11 protein-coding genes are annotated in these 16,019 nt (G+C 62.7%); 9 read left to right on the forward strand and 2 right to left on the reverse strand.

What is annotated here, in order from left to right; translation table 11 throughout:
• Positions 1–152: 152 nt before the first annotated feature.
• The 3 genes from ybgF to ftsH all read left to right on the forward strand — a co-directional run bounded on the left by ybgF (position 153) and on the right by ftsH (position 4,785).
• Positions 153–1,262 (forward strand): tol-pal system protein YbgF, encoded by a 1,110-nt coding sequence (gene ybgF / locus NKH30_RS07795; protein ID WP_352589950.1) that lies wholly within the window; start codon positions 153–155, stop codon positions 1,260–1,262.
• A gap of 54 nt (positions 1,263–1,316) precedes the next feature.
• A complete protein-coding gene (gene tilS, locus NKH30_RS07800) occupies positions 1,317–2,753 on the forward strand; it encodes a tRNA lysidine(34) synthetase TilS (protein WP_352768340.1) in 1,437 nt (478 codons plus the stop codon).
• Positions 2,754–2,859: 106 nt separating this feature from the next.
• Positions 2,860–4,785, forward strand: coding sequence for an ATP-dependent zinc metalloprotease FtsH (gene ftsH / locus NKH30_RS07805; protein WP_023677989.1), 1,926 nt, complete (start codon positions 2,860–2,862; stop codon positions 4,783–4,785).
• Positions 4,786–5,314: 529 nt separating this feature from the next.
• On the opposite strand, the gene NKH30_RS07810 is transcribed toward ftsH, so the two are convergent.
• Positions 5,315–5,977, reverse strand: coding sequence for a hypothetical protein (locus tag NKH30_RS07810; protein WP_502898803.1), 663 nt, complete (start codon positions 5,975–5,977; stop codon positions 5,315–5,317).
• A gap of 873 nt (positions 5,978–6,850) precedes the next feature.
• On the opposite strand from NKH30_RS07810, the gene glmM reads away from it, so the two are divergent.
• The 5 genes from glmM (at position 6,851) to serA (ending at position 13,391) form a co-directional block, all read left to right on the forward strand.
• Entirely contained in the window at positions 6,851–8,203 is a 1,353-nt protein-coding gene (glmM, locus tag NKH30_RS07815) for a phosphoglucosamine mutase (RefSeq protein WP_352471193.1), read from the forward strand.
• Between the two features lie 226 nt (positions 8,204–8,429).
• Complete coding sequence (locus NKH30_RS07820; RefSeq protein ID WP_352471192.1) at positions 8,430–9,269, forward strand: outer membrane protein; 840 nt, start codon at positions 8,430–8,432, stop codon at positions 9,267–9,269.
• A gap of 234 nt (positions 9,270–9,503) precedes the next feature.
• On the forward strand, positions 9,504–10,253 hold the full coding sequence (locus NKH30_RS07825) for an outer membrane protein (RefSeq protein ID WP_352768330.1): 750 nt from the start codon (positions 9,504–9,506) through the stop codon (positions 10,251–10,253).
• A 182-nt stretch (positions 10,254–10,435) separates the two neighbouring features.
• Complete coding sequence (locus tag NKH30_RS07830; protein ID WP_352768327.1) at positions 10,436–11,611, forward strand: phosphoserine transaminase; 1,176 nt, start codon at positions 10,436–10,438, stop codon at positions 11,609–11,611.
• Positions 11,612–11,792: 181 nt separating this feature from the next.
• A complete protein-coding gene (serA, locus tag NKH30_RS07835; RefSeq protein ID WP_352450817.1) occupies positions 11,793–13,391 on the forward strand; it encodes a phosphoglycerate dehydrogenase in 1,599 nt (532 codons plus the stop codon).
• Between the two features lie 59 nt (positions 13,392–13,450).
• Here serA and NKH30_RS07840 read toward each other — a convergent pair whose 3' ends face one another.
• Positions 13,451–14,353 carry a DMT family transporter gene (locus tag NKH30_RS07840; protein WP_352613407.1) on the reverse strand — a complete coding sequence of 301 codons (903 nt, stop codon included), beginning with the start codon at positions 14,351–14,353 and terminating at the stop codon, positions 13,451–13,453.
• A gap of 321 nt (positions 14,354–14,674) precedes the next feature.
• Between NKH30_RS07840 and NKH30_RS07845 the strand changes: the two genes are divergently transcribed.
• Complete coding sequence (locus NKH30_RS07845; protein ID WP_023680654.1) at positions 14,675–15,973, forward strand: adenylosuccinate synthase; 1,299 nt, start codon at positions 14,675–14,677, stop codon at positions 15,971–15,973.
• Positions 15,974–16,019: the final 46 nt, after the last annotated feature.

The following is a 16,019-nucleotide window of genomic DNA, read 5'->3' on the forward strand; positions in this document are numbered from 1 at the left end:
GCGAAAGGCGGCCAAAAGGCCGCCTTTTTCATATCTGCCCGCTCCAAACAAAATTTGGCCGAAGTCTCACGTCCTGTTAAGAGCCGAGGGCGCCTGGCAACTTCGGTTGGAAAGGGCGCGCAACAGGCTAACGGTTTCACGGCGAGAGGCACATGCATTTCAGATCGGTCTTGAGCGGCACGCTTGCGCTGCTGCTCGTATCAAGTATCGCGGCACTTGCTGACGGGGCAAACGGCACCGGGCAGTCATCGGAAAGCGGTTTTTCCTTCCACCTGCCGACGATCAAACTGCCCGGCATTTTCGGCGAAAAGAAAAAGCCGGATCAGGTTCAATTCGCGCAACAGGATGGTACCGGCACTCCGGCGCTGGAGGAACAGCTCCGGCAGATGAATGGCAAGATCGAGGAACTCAATTTCCAGGTCCTGCAGATGCAGGAGCAGATCCGCAAGCAGCAGGAAGACAACGAATTCCGCTTCCAGCAGCTGGAAGGCGGTCCGCAAGGCGCGCAGCAGCCGGCCGAGCAGAAGAAGTCCGAGGCCGCGCCCAGCAGCGACAGCCCCAACGGCGACAGTAACGTGGCGGAGGCGCCGGGGACGCCGGCTCCGGCCGATGCGGGCAAGGCGGCAGACGGCGACAAGAGCGTCGAGGACGTCATCGTCGAATCGCCCAACGGCGATCCCGGCAAGCTGATCCCCGGCGCGCCGCCCAAGACGTTCGGCACCATCACCGTCGACAAAAACGGCAATGTCGTCGAAGCCGATGGCAATGCGCAAGCGAATGCGCCGCAGCAGAATACGGCCCCAGCCAACGGCGCCAGCGCAGCCGGCAACAAGGCCGGTAAATCCGACGATACGGTGGTTGCGGCACTCCCGTCGACCAACGATCCGGAGGAGCTTTACCGCAACTCTTACCAGTTCATCCTGTCGGGCGACTACAGCACCGCCGAACAGGGCTTCCGCGACCATATCGCCCGTTTTCCCAAGGACGCCAAAGCAGCGGACGCGCATTACTGGCTTGGTGAATCGCTGCTCGGCCAGCAGAAATACCGCGATGCGGCCGAGACTTTCCTCGCTGCCAGCAAGGACTATCCCAAGGCCAAGAAGGCGCCAGACATGCTGCTGAAGCTCGGCGTTTCACTGGTCGGGCTGAAGCAGCGCGACGTGGCCTGTGCCACTTTCAGCGAGATCGGCAAGCGCTACCCCGATATTTCCGGCGCGCTCAAGGAGCGGGTCAAGCAGGAAAGGGCACTCGCGGCGTGCTAGTTTTTCCGTTGCGTGTCGTTGCCGCAAAACCAGGCCCACGCTTGGGCGACATGCATGACGCTCGACAGCGAGCCTGACCTTTCGGATTTTTCGCGGATCGACTTTTCCAACGGCGCTGTTGCGGCCGTGTCCGGCGGCAGCGACTCGACCGCCCTTCTCCTCCTCCTCAAAGCCCATCTCGATCGTAACGCCCCGGCAACGAAATTGCTGGCGGTAACGATCGATCATCAATTGCGGCCGCAAGCGGCAGCGGAAGCGCAAGCCGTGGCCAGGCTGTGCGCGGCGCGCGGCATTGCCCATCGCATCCTCGCCTGGTCGGGGCACAAACCATCGACCGGCCTGCCCGCCGCCGCGCGCGAGGCGCGCTACCGGCTGCTCGCCGAGGCCGCCGAAGCGGCAGGCATCGGCCTGATCCTGACCGGCCACACCGCCGACGACCAGGCCGAGACCGTGCTGATGCGGCAAGCACGTGACGACGGGCCAGGTGAGGAAAGGCCGCGCGACGAAGCGCGGGGCCTTGCCGGCATGGCGCCGGCAACCCTCTACGAGTGGCGGCACTGGATCGTGCGGCCGCTGCTCGGCGTAAGGCGTGCTGAGCTGCGCGAATTCCTGCGGCGTGAACAGGTTGCCTGGATCGAAGATCCGACCAATGCCGACACCGCTTTCGAGCGGCCGCGCGTCCGCGCAGCACTTGTTGAAGGCGACGATGCGCCTCGCATGGCTGAAGCTATGGCGCTGGCCAGAAAGGCGGCGGTCGAGCGTGAGCAGCTGGGACATCGCGCGGCCATGCTGATCCGCAGCTTGGCCTCCAGGCCGGCCGCCGGCCTCGTCCGGCTCGATCGGGATTTTGCGACGGCCGCCGACAGCCGGTCGGCCATTTATGCGCTGCGCATCCTGCTGGCGGCGACCGGCGGCACCGCCTTCCTTCCCGACCAGGCCCGCAGCGAAGCCCTTTTCGGCCGGTTCCGCACCGGGCCGCTTTGTGCCACATTGTCGCGGACCGTGGTCGATGCCCGGCGTACCGGCATCTTTCTGCACCGCGAATTGCGCGATCTGCCGCCCGCTGTTGCGGTTTCCGGCAATGCCCTGTGGGACGGCCGCAGACGGATCACATTGGGCGACAGTCCCGGTGCATTGTTGATGATCGCGCCGCTGTTGATAGCCCCGCTCGGGGCGGCTCTTGCCGCAAAGCGGGCAATTGCCGGGCATGGCACGCCGGCAAGCCTTGTGCGTGCCGCCTTGGCCGCCGAGCCGGCGCTCTGGCGGGACGGCGAATGCCTCGGTTTGCTCGGGGAAGGCCGGGGTTTGCCCGGGGAAGGCCCGATGCCGGCGGCTGTCGCCGCATATCCGGCAGTCGCGCCCTTCGCCCGTTTCCTGCCGTCCTTCGATCTGGCGCCGGCCGATGCCGTCGCCGCGTTGCTTGGCGCGGCGCCCGTTCCAGCCGTGCCGTTCGGCGGCCACAATGCCGGCCTACCACGGGCGAAAGCTTAACCGAGACCTGCTGTTATGCTTGGCAATGGGAGACGCTCTCCCTATGTTAGGGCCAAGTTTCCTCTCACGACGCGTGTCCGCCCAGCGGGCGCCAACGGGACAATTGATGAATCCGAATTATCGCAACCTCGCGCTCTGGGCGATCATAGCGGTCCTGCTCATCGCTCTCTTCAATCTTTTCCAGACGCCGCAGACGCGTGGAGCCTCGAGCGATGTTCCCTATTCGCAGTTCCTGCAGGAAGTCGCGGCGGGACGGATCAAGTCGGTGACCATCGCCGGCGCCCGTATCTCCGGCAATTACACGGACAGTTCCAACGGCTTCCAGACCTATTCGCCTGGGGACCCGTCACTGGTTTCGCGCCTGCAGGACAAGAACGTCACCATCAATGCGCGTCCTGAATCCGACGGCTCCAATTCGCTGTTCGGCACCCTGATCTCCTGGCTGCCGATGATCCTCATCCTCGGCGTCTGGATATTCTTCATGCGCCAGATGCAGTCCGGTTCCGGCCGCGCCATGGGCTTCGGCAAGTCGAAGGCCAAGCTTTTGACCGAAGCACATGGCCGCGTCACCTTCCAGGACGTCGCCGGCGTCGACGAAGCCAAGGAAGATCTGGAAGAGATCGTCGAGTTCCTGCGCGACCCGCAGAAATTCCAGCGGCTCGGCGGCAAGATCCCGCGCGGTGTGCTGCTCGTCGGTCCTCCCGGAACCGGCAAGACGCTGCTCGCCCGCTCGGTCGCGGGTGAAGCCAACGTGCCGTTCTTCACCATTTCGGGCTCGGACTTCGTCGAGATGTTCGTCGGCGTCGGCGCAAGCCGCGTCCGCGACATGTTCGACCAGGCCAAGAAGAACGCGCCTTGCATCATCTTCATCGACGAAATCGACGCGGTCGGCCGCCATCGCGGCGCCGGCCTGGGCGGCGGCAATGATGAACGCGAGCAGACGCTGAACCAGTTGCTGGTCGAGATGGATGGCTTCGAATCCAACGAAAGCATCATCCTGATCGCCGCCACCAACCGGCCAGACGTGCTCGATCCGGCGCTGCTGAGGCCGGGCCGCTTCGACCGCCAGGTGGTGGTGCCGAACCCCGACATAGTCGGCCGCGAGAAGATCCTGAAGGTGCATGTGCGCAACGTGCCGCTGGCGCCCAATGTCGACCTCAAGGTGATCGCGCGCGGCACGCCGGGCTTTTCCGGCGCCGATCTGATGAACCTGGTCAACGAGTCCGCCCTGATGGCGGCGCGGCGCAACAAGCGCCTCGTCACCATGGCCGAATTCGAGGACGCCAAGGACAAGATCATGATGGGCGCCGAGCGCCGCTCGTCGGCGATGACACAGGCCGAGAAGGAACTGACCGCCTATCACGAGGCTGGTCATGCCATCCTGGCGCTCAACGTGCCGTCGGCCGATCCGCTGCACAAGGCGACCATCATTCCGCGCGGCCGGGCACTCGGCATGGTCATGCAGCTGCCGGAAGGCGACCGCTATTCGATGAGCTACAAATACATGATCTCGCGCCTCGCCATCATGATGGGCGGCCGTGTCGCCGAGGAGTTCAAGTTCGGCAAGGAGAACATCACCTCCGGCGCCTCCTCCGATATCGAGCAGGCGACCAAGCTGGCGCGTGCCATGGTGACGCGCTGGGGCTTCTCCGACAAGCTCGGCCATGTCGCCTATGGCGACAACCAGGAGGAGGTGTTCCTCGGCCATTCGGTGGCGCGCACGCAGAACATCTCGGAAGAGACGGCGCAAATCATCGACGCCGAAGTGCGCCGGCTGATCGACGAGGCCTATTCGACGGCAAGGTCTATCCTGACCAAGAAAAAGAAGGAATGGATCGCGCTGGCGCAGGGCCTGCTCGAATACGAGACGCTGTCCGGCGAGGAGATCAAGCAGCTGATCGCCGGCAATAAGCCCGCGCGCGACCTTGGCGACGACACGCCGCCGAGCCGCGGCTCGGCCGTGCCGAAGTCCGGCCGCCGCAAGAAAGGCCCCGAGCCCGAAGGCGGCATGGAACCTCAGCCGTCAAGCTAGGCTCCGGCCCGGCACAGATCGACTTCGAAACGCCGCGGCTCTAACCGCGGCGTTTTCTCTTGGGGAATGCGACCCTTCCTGCATCGCAGGAAATTGGCGAAAGTGACGATGACGGCCAATCTCCCGCCTCGCGGGGGGATGTCCGGCAGGACAGAGAGAGGCGCGAAGGAATGGAGCCTTCTATCGGCCTCGTTGACTACTTCGGGAAGATCGACAAAGCGCGCCGGAGAATGAAGCTCGCATTTTTTGCCGGCGGCGCCACATTTTGTTCTTGCTTTGTGCCGGCAGCTATGCTATCAATTTGGGTGTGGTGCCAATTGGCGCTGAATGACCCGCCCGCCGAGGCGGGTTTTCTGCTTCTGGCTATGAGAGTTCCGGTGGTGCCGAGATCGATGTCGGCCGGACAGAGCCAAGAAACACGATCTGACAGTTGGTTCGACCTCGGAAGGCCCTCTCACTTGTTCGGCAGCAACAAAAAGCCCGCGAACCTTGCGGCTCGCGGGCTCATGTCGTCGGATGGTGGCGCCGGTCAGCTCTTCAGCTTGGCGTTGCAGAGGCTGTAGAAGCCGCCGCCCTTCTGGATCCACCTGAGGCCGCCCAGCGTGTTGGCGTCCTTGTTGGCGTAGTAGAGGTCGAGACAGGTGTGCATGCGGCCCTTGGCCGGGGTCTCGGTTGCATACTTCTTGGAGATCGCCGTCGGGAATTTCACGCCCTGGGGGGCGGTGATGGTCGGCGGTTGCGGATCACCGGTGTATTTGGCATCGGGAGCCGGCAGGGTGTCGTCGTCGGCTGCGCCGGCGCCGCATTGGCTCTTGCGGAAGTCGTTCCACTTCATGCCATTCAGCGTGTTGCCGGCCTTGGCAGCCTGATATTTGGCGCTGCAATCCGCCATGCTGAGGCCTTTGCCGGTATCGGTCGCGGCGGCTGTCGTCGCCTTGGCAGGTGCCGCGGCGGGTTGTGCAGCTGCACTTGCGCCGGCGGCGCATTCACTCTTGCGGAAGTCGTTCCATTTCATGCCGTTGAGCGTGCCGGCAGCCTTGGCGGCCTGGTATTTGGTGCTGCACTCCTTGGCCGTCAGCCCAGGCGCTGCGTCATCGCTGCTGGCCGCCGCTGCTTTGGTCGTGGCGGCGGGTTGTGCGGCTGCCGTCGCGCCGGCGGCGCACTGGGTCTTGCGGAAGTCGTTCCACTTCATGCCGTTGAGCGTGCCGGCAGCCTTGGCGGCCTGGTATTTGGTGCTGCACTCCTTCGCCGTCAGGCCCGGCGCCGCATCGTCGGCGGCGGCTGCCTTGGTCGTGTCGGCGGCCTTGGCCGTGGCTTTGGCTGGCGCGGGTTCGGTTGCAGCGGCGGAAGCATCGGTGCCGCATTGGGCCTTGCGGAACTGGTTCCAGTTCTGCCCGCCAAGCGTTCCCGCGTCCTTGGCCGCATTATACTTGGTGCTGCACTCGGCCATGGTCAGCGCGCTGGCAGGCGCCGCCAGGAATAAGGTCGCGACGGCAAGACCCGTCAAAGTGGCAAGTCGGTGGATGAGCATGCGTTTTCTCCCTGCGGCGGTTCATGATATGTCCCAGTGCAGCAATAGCGCTCAACGGCTGGTTGCGCCAGATGCTAAGTAGCGTAGAGACAAATTTAGAAGTGCATTCTTTTCTTTAAGGTGATGAATTCGTTGCCGGGACCGTCTCCCCGCCAAGTTCGTCCGGGTGCATTGCACGGAGCGCGCGCCTATGGCTGGTTCCCAGCGAGGACACTGCGTCGAATGACAGCCAGTCAAATCGGCGGCTGCGGCGGACCTGAGCCACCGCTGTCTGGAGCAGCACGATGCGGATTCGGGTTCAAGGCCACACTGCCACAGCCAAAAGGATCCAGATGAGGTTTGAGTTGACGTTTCTGATGCTGCTGCCGCAACAAGGGCTCGGAACTTGAAAATCAACACACTAGCGTGACGTAAAACACACAAAACAACAATTTTCTAAGGATTGGTCGTCCATAATCATACAATGTGATGACGGGGCTTGGGCCATTTTATGGCATGAGATGCTCGGAAAGAACCATCGGGAAGCTGGCGAACATGGCAGGACATTATTTCGGTACGGACGGCATTCGTGGGCGCGCCAACAAGTTTCCAATGACGGCGGAGGTCGCCATGCGGGTCGGCATGGCCGCCGGCCTCTCGTTCCAGCGCGGCAGCCACCGCCACCGCGTCGTGCTCGGCAAGGATACCAGGCTTTCCGGCTACATGATCGAGAACGCCATGGTGTCCGGCCTGTGCGCCGCCGGCATGGATGTCTTCCTGCTCGGCCCGATCCCGACGCCGGCTGTTGCCATGCTGGTGCGCTCGCTGCGCGCCGATATCGGCGTGATGATCTCTGCCTCGCACAACCCCTATTACGACAACGGCATCAAGCTGTTCGGCCCCGATGGCTACAAGCTGTCCGATGAGATCGAGGAGCGTATCGAGGGGATGCTCGACAAGGATATCGAACTGGCGCTCGCCGATTCCGATGGGCTCGGCCGCGCCAAACGCGTCGACGGCGTGCATGACCGCTATATCGAATTCGCCAAGCGCACGCTGCCGCGCTCGATGTCGCTGTCGGGCCTGCGCATCGTCGTCGATTGCGCCAATGGCGCCGCCTACAAGGTGGCGCCCGACGCGCTGTGGGAACTCGGCGCCGAGGTCGTTGCCATCAATGTCGAGCCGAACGGCTTCAACATCAACAAGGAATGCGGCTCGACTCATCCGGCCGGTCTGCAAAAGAAGGTGCACGAGGTGCGCGCCGATATCGGCATTGCGCTCGACGGCGATGCCGACCGTGTCGTCATTGTCGACGAGAACGGAGCGATCGTCGATGGCGACCAGATCATGGCGCTGATCGCCGAATCCTGGCAGCAGAGCGGACGGCTGGCCGGCGGCGGCGTCGTCTCGACGGTGATGTCCAATCTCGGCCTCGAACGCTTCCTCGGCGACATGAACCTGCAGTTGCATCGCACCAAGGTCGGTGACCGCTATGTCGTCGAGCACATGCGTGCCCATGGACTCAATGTCGGCGGCGAACAGTCGGGCCACATCGTGCTGTCCGATTTCTCGACCACCGGCGACGGCCTCGTCTCGGCGCTCCAAGTGCTCGCCTGCATCAAGCGGCATAACCGACCGGTCAGCGAACTGTCGAAGAAATTCGAGCCGGTGCCGCAGCTTTTGAAGAATGTGCATATTTCCGGCGGCAAGCCGCTGGAGGAGGCGCCGGTCAAGGCGGCGATCGAAGATGCGCGCAATCGCCTCGGCAAGGCCGGGCGCCTGGTCATCCGGCCATCCGGCACGGAGCCGCTCATCCGCGTCATGGCGGAGGGCGACGACCCGCAGCTTGTCGAGTCCGTGGTCAACGACATCGTCGAGGTCATTTCGGAAACGCGCAGCGCCGCCTGATCTCCCTCCAACATCGGTTCAAAAGCCCGCCTTGCCGGCGGGCTTTTTTATTGGGTCGCGGCCAGCTCCGCCTGCAGCAACGGCCGCCAGATTGCTCGACTTTTAGAGATTCGTGGTTAATCAATACGGTTAAACGCCTTTTAACCTTTCCGATTCATTATCCACAACTGAGGTCAATCACATTTCGGGCGCGTTCGCCGTTCGAGGGTTCTCAGGGGTGATAAGCATGTTCAACACAGCTAGAATGGCTCTTCTGGCCGCGCTGTTTGCCGGCGTCGGACCGGCATTCGCCGCCGATTTCGTCGAGCCGCCCGTCGTCGAGGAGGCACCGCCACCGGTTGCCTATGAGCAGCCGGCCGAATTCGGCGGCTGGTATATCCGCGGCGACATCGACTATCACTGGTCGAGGTTTCGTGGTGGCGACTACATCACCTACGGTGTGGCGCCCCAGAATCCCGGCAAGTTCGATACAGGCAAGCTGGATGGCGCCTTCTCGGCCGGCGGCGGTGTTGGTTACCAGATCGACGAGCATTTCCGCACCGATCTCACCCTGGACTGGATGAGCAAGTCCAAATTCCGCGGCTCGACCAACGGCTTCTGCGGCCCACAGCAAACGCCTTGCACGTCCGTCGATACCTCGTCCTATTCGGCGCTGCTGCTCTTGGCCAACGCCTATGTCGATATCGGCACCTGGCATGGGATCACGCCTTACGTCGGCGCCGGCATCGGCGGTGCCTGGGTCAAGTGGGATGAACTGCACAACGTGGACAGCGACGGTTCATTTGATCATGCCGGTGGCAAGGGCTGGCGGTTTGCCTATGCTGCCATGGCGGGCGCATCCTACTGCTTGACTGACCGCGTCAAACTAGATGTCGGCTACCGCTTCAGCCACATCAACGGCGGTAAGATGTTCGACTATGCCTCCCTCCCCAATGTCGGCCCCGGCTATGACAAAGGTATCAACGTTCACGAAGTGCGCGGCGGCCTGCGCTACCAGTTCGGCAGGTCGGACTGTGCGCCGCCGGAGCCTTACGTCCCGGAACCCGAGCCCGTCTACACGAAGTAGTCGCTTCGAAATCGAGGAATTCGTCGACCGCCCGGCTGATGCCGGGCAGTTTCGTTTGGCTGCCTAAAGATGCTGCGTTGCCCTGTAACACCGTCCGGCTCGAGGAGCGAAAACGGATCAAATCAATTGCTAACGCCTTGTTATCCTTAACCCGCACTTAACCACTATGGTTAACAATGCTGTCTGAAACGGCGCGCGCGATCGCGAATGCGCCAAGTTCGGGAGCCGAGGACCATGACATTCAAATCGCCTATAGCACTGGCGCTTGCAGCAGTCGTCCTGGTGCCGCTGACGCCGGCGCTTGGCGCCGATTACGAACCGCCGGTCTATGTCGACCAGGCGCCCGACTATGTACCGGTCGAGGTTGGCTCGGGATGGTATCTGCGCGGCGATGTCTCCTATCTGGTGCAGAAGAGCTTCAAGGATGAGCATTTCGCCTTTACACCCGCGAGCTTCGACGAAAAGGAAGATCCCATCTTCGCCAGCATCGGCTTCGGCTACCATTTCAACGACTATCTGCGCGCCGATCTCAATGTCGGCTATCTTCCCGGCAACAAGATCGACGTCGGCTATAACGACGGAACGACCGTGGCATCGGCGACCCTGAAGAACTATGCCTTCTCAGGCATACTCAACGGCTATGTCGACCTTGGCACCTATGTCGGAATCACACCTTATCTCGGCGCCGGTGTCGGTATCCTGCAGAGCAAGCGTCGCCTGTCGGCGAGCTACTTCACCGACAACGCCGACCCCACCGACGATTTCGTCCGGCATGACAACAAGACCCAGTACTCCTTCGCCTACACGCTGAATGCCGGGCTTGCGTACCAAGTGTCCAAGAACGTCTCGGTCGATCTGGGCTATCAGTATTTTTCCGCGCCAGACGCCGAATATGTGACTGCCGAGAGTCTGACTTCTTTTCCGATCCGCAAAGGGATCAACAATCATCAAGTCAAAGTCGGACTACGCTACGATCTGTGGTAGGCTCGATCGAAGCCGAGGCGTTGACAATGGTGGGTCGCAGGCCCGCTGTTTGCGTTTCGCCCCCGGCAATATCCCGACAGCGACAAAAACTTTCCCCTTGACGCCGAAAGCCTGAACGCATATCGCCATCCGTGGGCCACCCCTCCCCAACGAGGGGCCACTATCTGGAAGGATAGACCACGATGACCACGCATACCAAGCCCGGATTCCGTCCGGCAAATCCCAATTTTTCCTCAGGTCCCTGTGCAAAACGCCCCGGCTGGTCGGTCGAGGCGCTCAAAAATGCCGCGCTCGGGCGCTCGCACCGCGCCAAGATCGGCAAGACCAAGCTCGAACAAGCGATCGAGCTGACCCGGGAAATCCTCCAGGTTCCGGCGGACTACCGCATCGGCATCGTGCCGGCCTCGGATACCGGCGCGGTCGAAATGGCGCTATGGTCGCTGCTCGGCGAACGCGGCGTCGACATGGTCGCCTGGGAGAGCTTCGGCTCCGGCTGGGTCACCGATGTGGTCAAGCAGCTGAGGCTCGCCGATGTTCGCAGGTTAGAGGCGGACTACGGCGCACTGCCGGACCTGACCAAAATCGACTTCGACCGCGACGTGGTCTTCACCTGGAACGGCACGACGTCGGGTGTGCGCGTGCCGAACGGCGATTTCATCCCGGCCACCCGCAAGGGCCTGACCATCTGCGACGCGACTTCGGCGGCCTTTGCGCAACAGCTCGATTTTCAGAAACTCGACGTCGTCACCTTCTCCTGGCAGAAGGTGCTGGGCGGTGAGGGCGCGCACGGCATGCTGATCCTCAGCCCGCGCGCCGTCGAACGCCTGGAAAGCTACAAGCCAGCCTGGCCGTTGCCGAAAATCTTCCGCCTCATCTCGGGCGGCAAGCTGATCGAAGGCATCTTCAAGGGCGAGACTATCAACACGCCGTCGATGCTGTGCGTCGAGGACTATCTCGACGCGCTGCGTTGGGCGAAGTCGATCGGCGGCCTCGACGCGCTGGTCACCAGAGCGGATGCCAATGCCGCCGTTCTCGATCGCTTTGTCCGGAAATCTTCCTGGCTCGGCCATCTTGCCGTAGACCCGGCGACGCGTTCGAACACGTCGGTCTGCCTTTCCTTCACCGATCCGGAGGTCGCTGCACTCGACGCCGACGGACAGGCTGCATTCGCCAAGGCAATTGTCTCGGCGCTCGACAAGGAAGGCGTCGCCTACGACATTGGTGCCTACCGCGATGCACCGCCCGGCCTGCGCATCTGGTGCGGGGCGACAGTCGAGACCTCCGATCTCGAAGCGCTGCTGCCCTGGCTCGACTGGGCCTTTGCCGCGCAAAAGGCGTCGCTCAAAGCGGCGGCCTGACTCCCTCCCCCTCGAGGGGAGGGTGGCCCGAAGGGCCGGGTGGTCGCCTCCACCCGTTCAACGATCCGCCATCCAGAAAGAAAAAGATTTGGCCGCATCCGGCCGCAACGACCCCAGCCCGGCGCTTCGCGCCGACCCTCCCCTCAAGGGGGAGGGACGCCAATCGCAAAGGACCAAGCCAATGCCCCGCGTTCTCGTCTCAGACAAACTTTCCACCACCGCCGTGCAGATCTTCAGGGATCGCGGCATCGAGGTCGACTATTTGCCGGATCTCGGCAAGGACAAGGAAAAACTGCTCGAAGTGATCGGCCAGTATGATGGGCTGGCCATCCGCTCGGCGACAAAGGTCACGGAGAAGCTGATCAATGCCGCGACCAGGCTGAAGGTCGTGGGCCGCGCCGGCATCGGCGTCGACAATGTCGACATACCGGCGGCGAGCCGCAAGGGCATCATCGTGATGAACACGCCCTTCGGCAATTCGATCACCACCGCCGAGCATGCCGTCGCCATGATCTTCGCGCTGGCCCGCCAGATACCGGAGGCCAACGCCTCGACGCATGCCGGCAAATGGGAAAAGAACCGCTTCATGGGTGTCGAGATCACCGGCAAGACGCTGGGCATCATCGGCTGCGGCAATATCGGTTCGATCGTCGCTACGCGCGGCGTCGGCCTGAAGATGCACGTCATCGCCTTCGATCCATTCCTGTCGGACAGCCGCGCCGAGGAGCTCGGCGTCGAAAAGGTCGAGCTCGACGAGCTGTTCGCCCGCGCCGATTTCATCACGCTGCACACGCCGCTTACCGACAAGACGCGCAACATCATCGACGCCGCGGCGATCGCCAAGATGAAGACCGGCGTGCGTATCATCAACTGCGCCCGTGGCGGGCTGATCGTCGAGGCCGACCTGATCGCGGCGCTGAAGAGCGGCAAGGTGGCCGGCGCCGGCATCGACGTGTTCGAGGTCGAACCGGCGGACAACAACGCACTGTTCGGCATGGAGAATGTCGTGGCGACGCCGCATCTCGGCGCGTCGACCACCGAAGCGCAGGAGAATGTCGCCCTGCATGTCGCCGAGCAGATGTCCGACTATTTGATCAAGGGCGCCGTTTCCAACGCCATCAACATGCCGTCGATCACCGCCGAAGAGGCGCCGCGGCTGAAACCTTTCGTCAAGCTTGCCGAAGTGCTCGGCGCCTTTGTCGGACAGGTCACCGAGGATCCGATCAAGGAGGTCGAGATACTGTTCGACGGCTCGACCGCGACGATGAACACGCGCGCGCTGATCAGTGCCACCCTTGCCGGGCTGATCCGGCCGCAGGTCTCCGACGTCAACATGGTGTCGGCGCCGATCATGGTGAAGGAGCGCGGCATCATCGTCGCCGAGGTCAAGCGCGACAAGTCGGGCGTGTTCGACGGCTATATCAAGCTGACGGTCAAGACCGAGCACAGGACGCGCTCGATCGCCGGCACCTGTTTTTCGGACGGCAAGCCGCGCTTCATCCAGATCAAGGGCATCAATCTCGACGCCGAGGTCGGCCAGCACATGCTCTACACGACCAATGCCGACGCGCCCGGCATCATCGGTCTGCTCGGCACGGTGTGCGGCGAGAACGGCGTCAACATCGCCAACTTCCAGCTCGGCCGCAACCGGCCGGGCGGCGATGCCATCGCATTGCTCTATCTCGATGCGCCATTCCCGGAAAACGTGTTGGCGCAGGTACGCTCGCACAAGTCGATCGACTCCGCCAAGCGGCTGCATTTCGATGTTGGGATAGCCTGAAATTCGGTCGCCCCGTGTGCAGCAGCACGCGGGGCGGTGGAACGTCGCGGCAAGCGACTTCATTCAGCAGCGGATGCCGCCATCTTCCGTCCGCTGTATTCCGCGAGGCTGATGCCACCGAGCACCAGCGCGAGAGCCAGCGCCTGATAGAGCTGGAATGTCTCGCCGACAATCAGCACCGATAGCAGCGTACCGAAGATCGGCACCAGATTGATGAACAGGCCGGCGCGGTTGGCGCCGATCAGCTCGTTGCCCCTGATGTAGAAGATTTGCGAGATGACCGAAGCACCGATGGCGGTATAGAACGCGACCGCCCAGCCGCGGGCATCGGGGACGATGACTTTGCCGGCGGCAATCTCCCACAGGAAGAAAGGCAGCGATGTGACGAGTGCGGCAACCGACAGCGCCAGCATCAGGCTCTGCCAGCGGATTATCGGCTTCAGCCGCAACCCCACCGAATAGAAGGAGTAGCAAAGCACGGCGACCAGCATGATCGCGTCGCCAAAGTTGAGATCCAGCTTGAGAAGCTGGCGCAGGTCGCCATGGCTCGCCGTCACCGCGACGCCAATGATGGTCAGCACGACGCCAGCGATCTGCACCCGGTTCACCCGCAGGCGAAACAGCAGGAAATTGGCGATGATGATCACGATCGGTATCGCCGCCTGCTCGATCGAGACGTTGATCGCCGTCGTGTAGTTGAGCGCCGTGTAGAAGATCGTGTTGAAGAAGGCGAAGCCGCAAGCGCCGAGCCCGCCAAGCAGCAACCAATGCCTGCGCACCACCGGCCAGTCTTGGCGTAGCGTTCCCCAGCCGATCGGCAGCAGAATCAGAACCGCCAGCAGCCAACGCAGGAAGACCAGCGTCATCGGCGAGATATGACCGACCGCCAGCTTTCCCGCCACGGAGTTGCCGCCCCACAGCAAGGTGGTGAACAGCAGGAACAGATAGGCGGCTCGATGCATCGTGAACTCCCGGCCAGGCAGAGGGAATTTGACGGTCGGTGTGGGCCTATTGCGACCGCCAGCCCAAGTAAATGATGTCAAAGGCGAAAATTGTTGTGCCTCGGAGCGTTTTGGGCGGCAAAGAGTGGTCGCGCTCGCCGGGTCTTGACGCTATAGAACGACGTGCGTGCAATTGGACGCTACAAAGTACGCGTCGGAAGGCTTTAATCCTCGCGTCGTGCTTTCCGAAAATCGATTCCGATTTTGGGGGCCGATGCGATAGAGGCCTGTCGTTTCGAACTGTTTCAAGCTGCTCGTGCGGCGTCTCAAGGGAAAAGAAATATGGCCAATGTGGTGGTCGTCGGCTCGCAATGGGGCGATGAGGGCAAAGGCAAGATCGTAGACTGGCTGTCGGAGCGCGCCGATGTTGTCGTGCGCTTCCAGGGCGGCCACAATGCCGGCCATACGCTGGTCGTCGACGGCAAGGTCTACAAGCTGTCGCTGCTGCCGTCCGGCGTGGTGCGGCAAGGCAAGCTGTCCATCATCGGCAATGGCGTCGTCTTCGATCCGCACGCTTTCGTCGCGGAGGTTGCGAAATTGAAGGCGCAGGGCGTCGAGGTGACGCCAGACCGCCTGAAAATAGCCGAAAACACCGCGCTTATCCTGTCCTTGCACCGGGAGCTGGACGGATTTCGCGAGGACGCCGCTTCCAATTCCGGAACGAAGATCGGCACGACCCGTCGCGGCATCGGTCCCGCCTATGAAGACAAGGTGGGCCGGCGCGCGGTCAGGGTGATGGATTTGGCGGATTTGGAAACGCTGCCCTTGAAGGTCGACAGGCTGCTGACGCACCACAATGCGCTGCGGCGCGGGCTCGGCCATGCCGAGGTCACGCACGAGGCGATCATGAGCGAGCTGATCTCGGTGGCCGACGAGATCCTGCCCTATATGGACCGCGTCTGGAAAATCCTCGACGACAAGCGCCGCGCCGGCGAGCGCATCCTGTTCGAGGGCGCGCAAGGCACGTTGCTCGACATCGATCACGGCACCTATCCGTTCGTCACCTCGTCCAATACGGTTGCCGGTCAGGCCGCCGCAGGCTCCGGTGTCGGCCCGGGCGCCATCGGCTATGTGCTCGGCATCACCAAGGCCTATACGACGCGCGTCGGCGAAGGCCCGTTTCCAACCGAACAGAAGAACGAGATCGGCGAGTTCCTGGGCACGCGCGGCCATGAATTCGGCGTCGTCACCGGCCGTAAGCGCCGCTGCGGCTGGTTCGATGCCGTGCTGGTCCGCCAGGCCGTCGCCGTCAACGGCATCAAGGGCATTGCGCTGACCAAGCTCGATGTGCTCGATGGGCTGGACGAGATCAAGGTCTGTACCGGCTACCGACTCGACGGCGAGGCGATCGATTACCTGCCGGCCAGCCAGGGTGCGCAGGCCCGCGTCGAACCGGTCTACGAGACGCTGGAGGGGTGGAAAGGCACCACTGCCGGCGCGCGCAGCTGGAACGACCTGCCGGCCCAGGCGGTGAAGTACGTCCGCTACATCGAGGAGCTGATCGGCGCGCCGGTCGCACTCCTTTCCACCAGCCCTGAGCGGGACGACACGATACTTGTGACCGATCCGTTTCAAGACTAGTTTCTCAGCCTTTCCGGGCATTGCGGCTGATTTGCGGGGGCCGGCC

The sequence above is a fragment of the Mesorhizobium sp. M1273 genome (assembly GCF_040318195.1).
Taxonomy (GTDB): domain Bacteria; phylum Pseudomonadota; class Alphaproteobacteria; order Rhizobiales; family Rhizobiaceae; genus Mesorhizobium.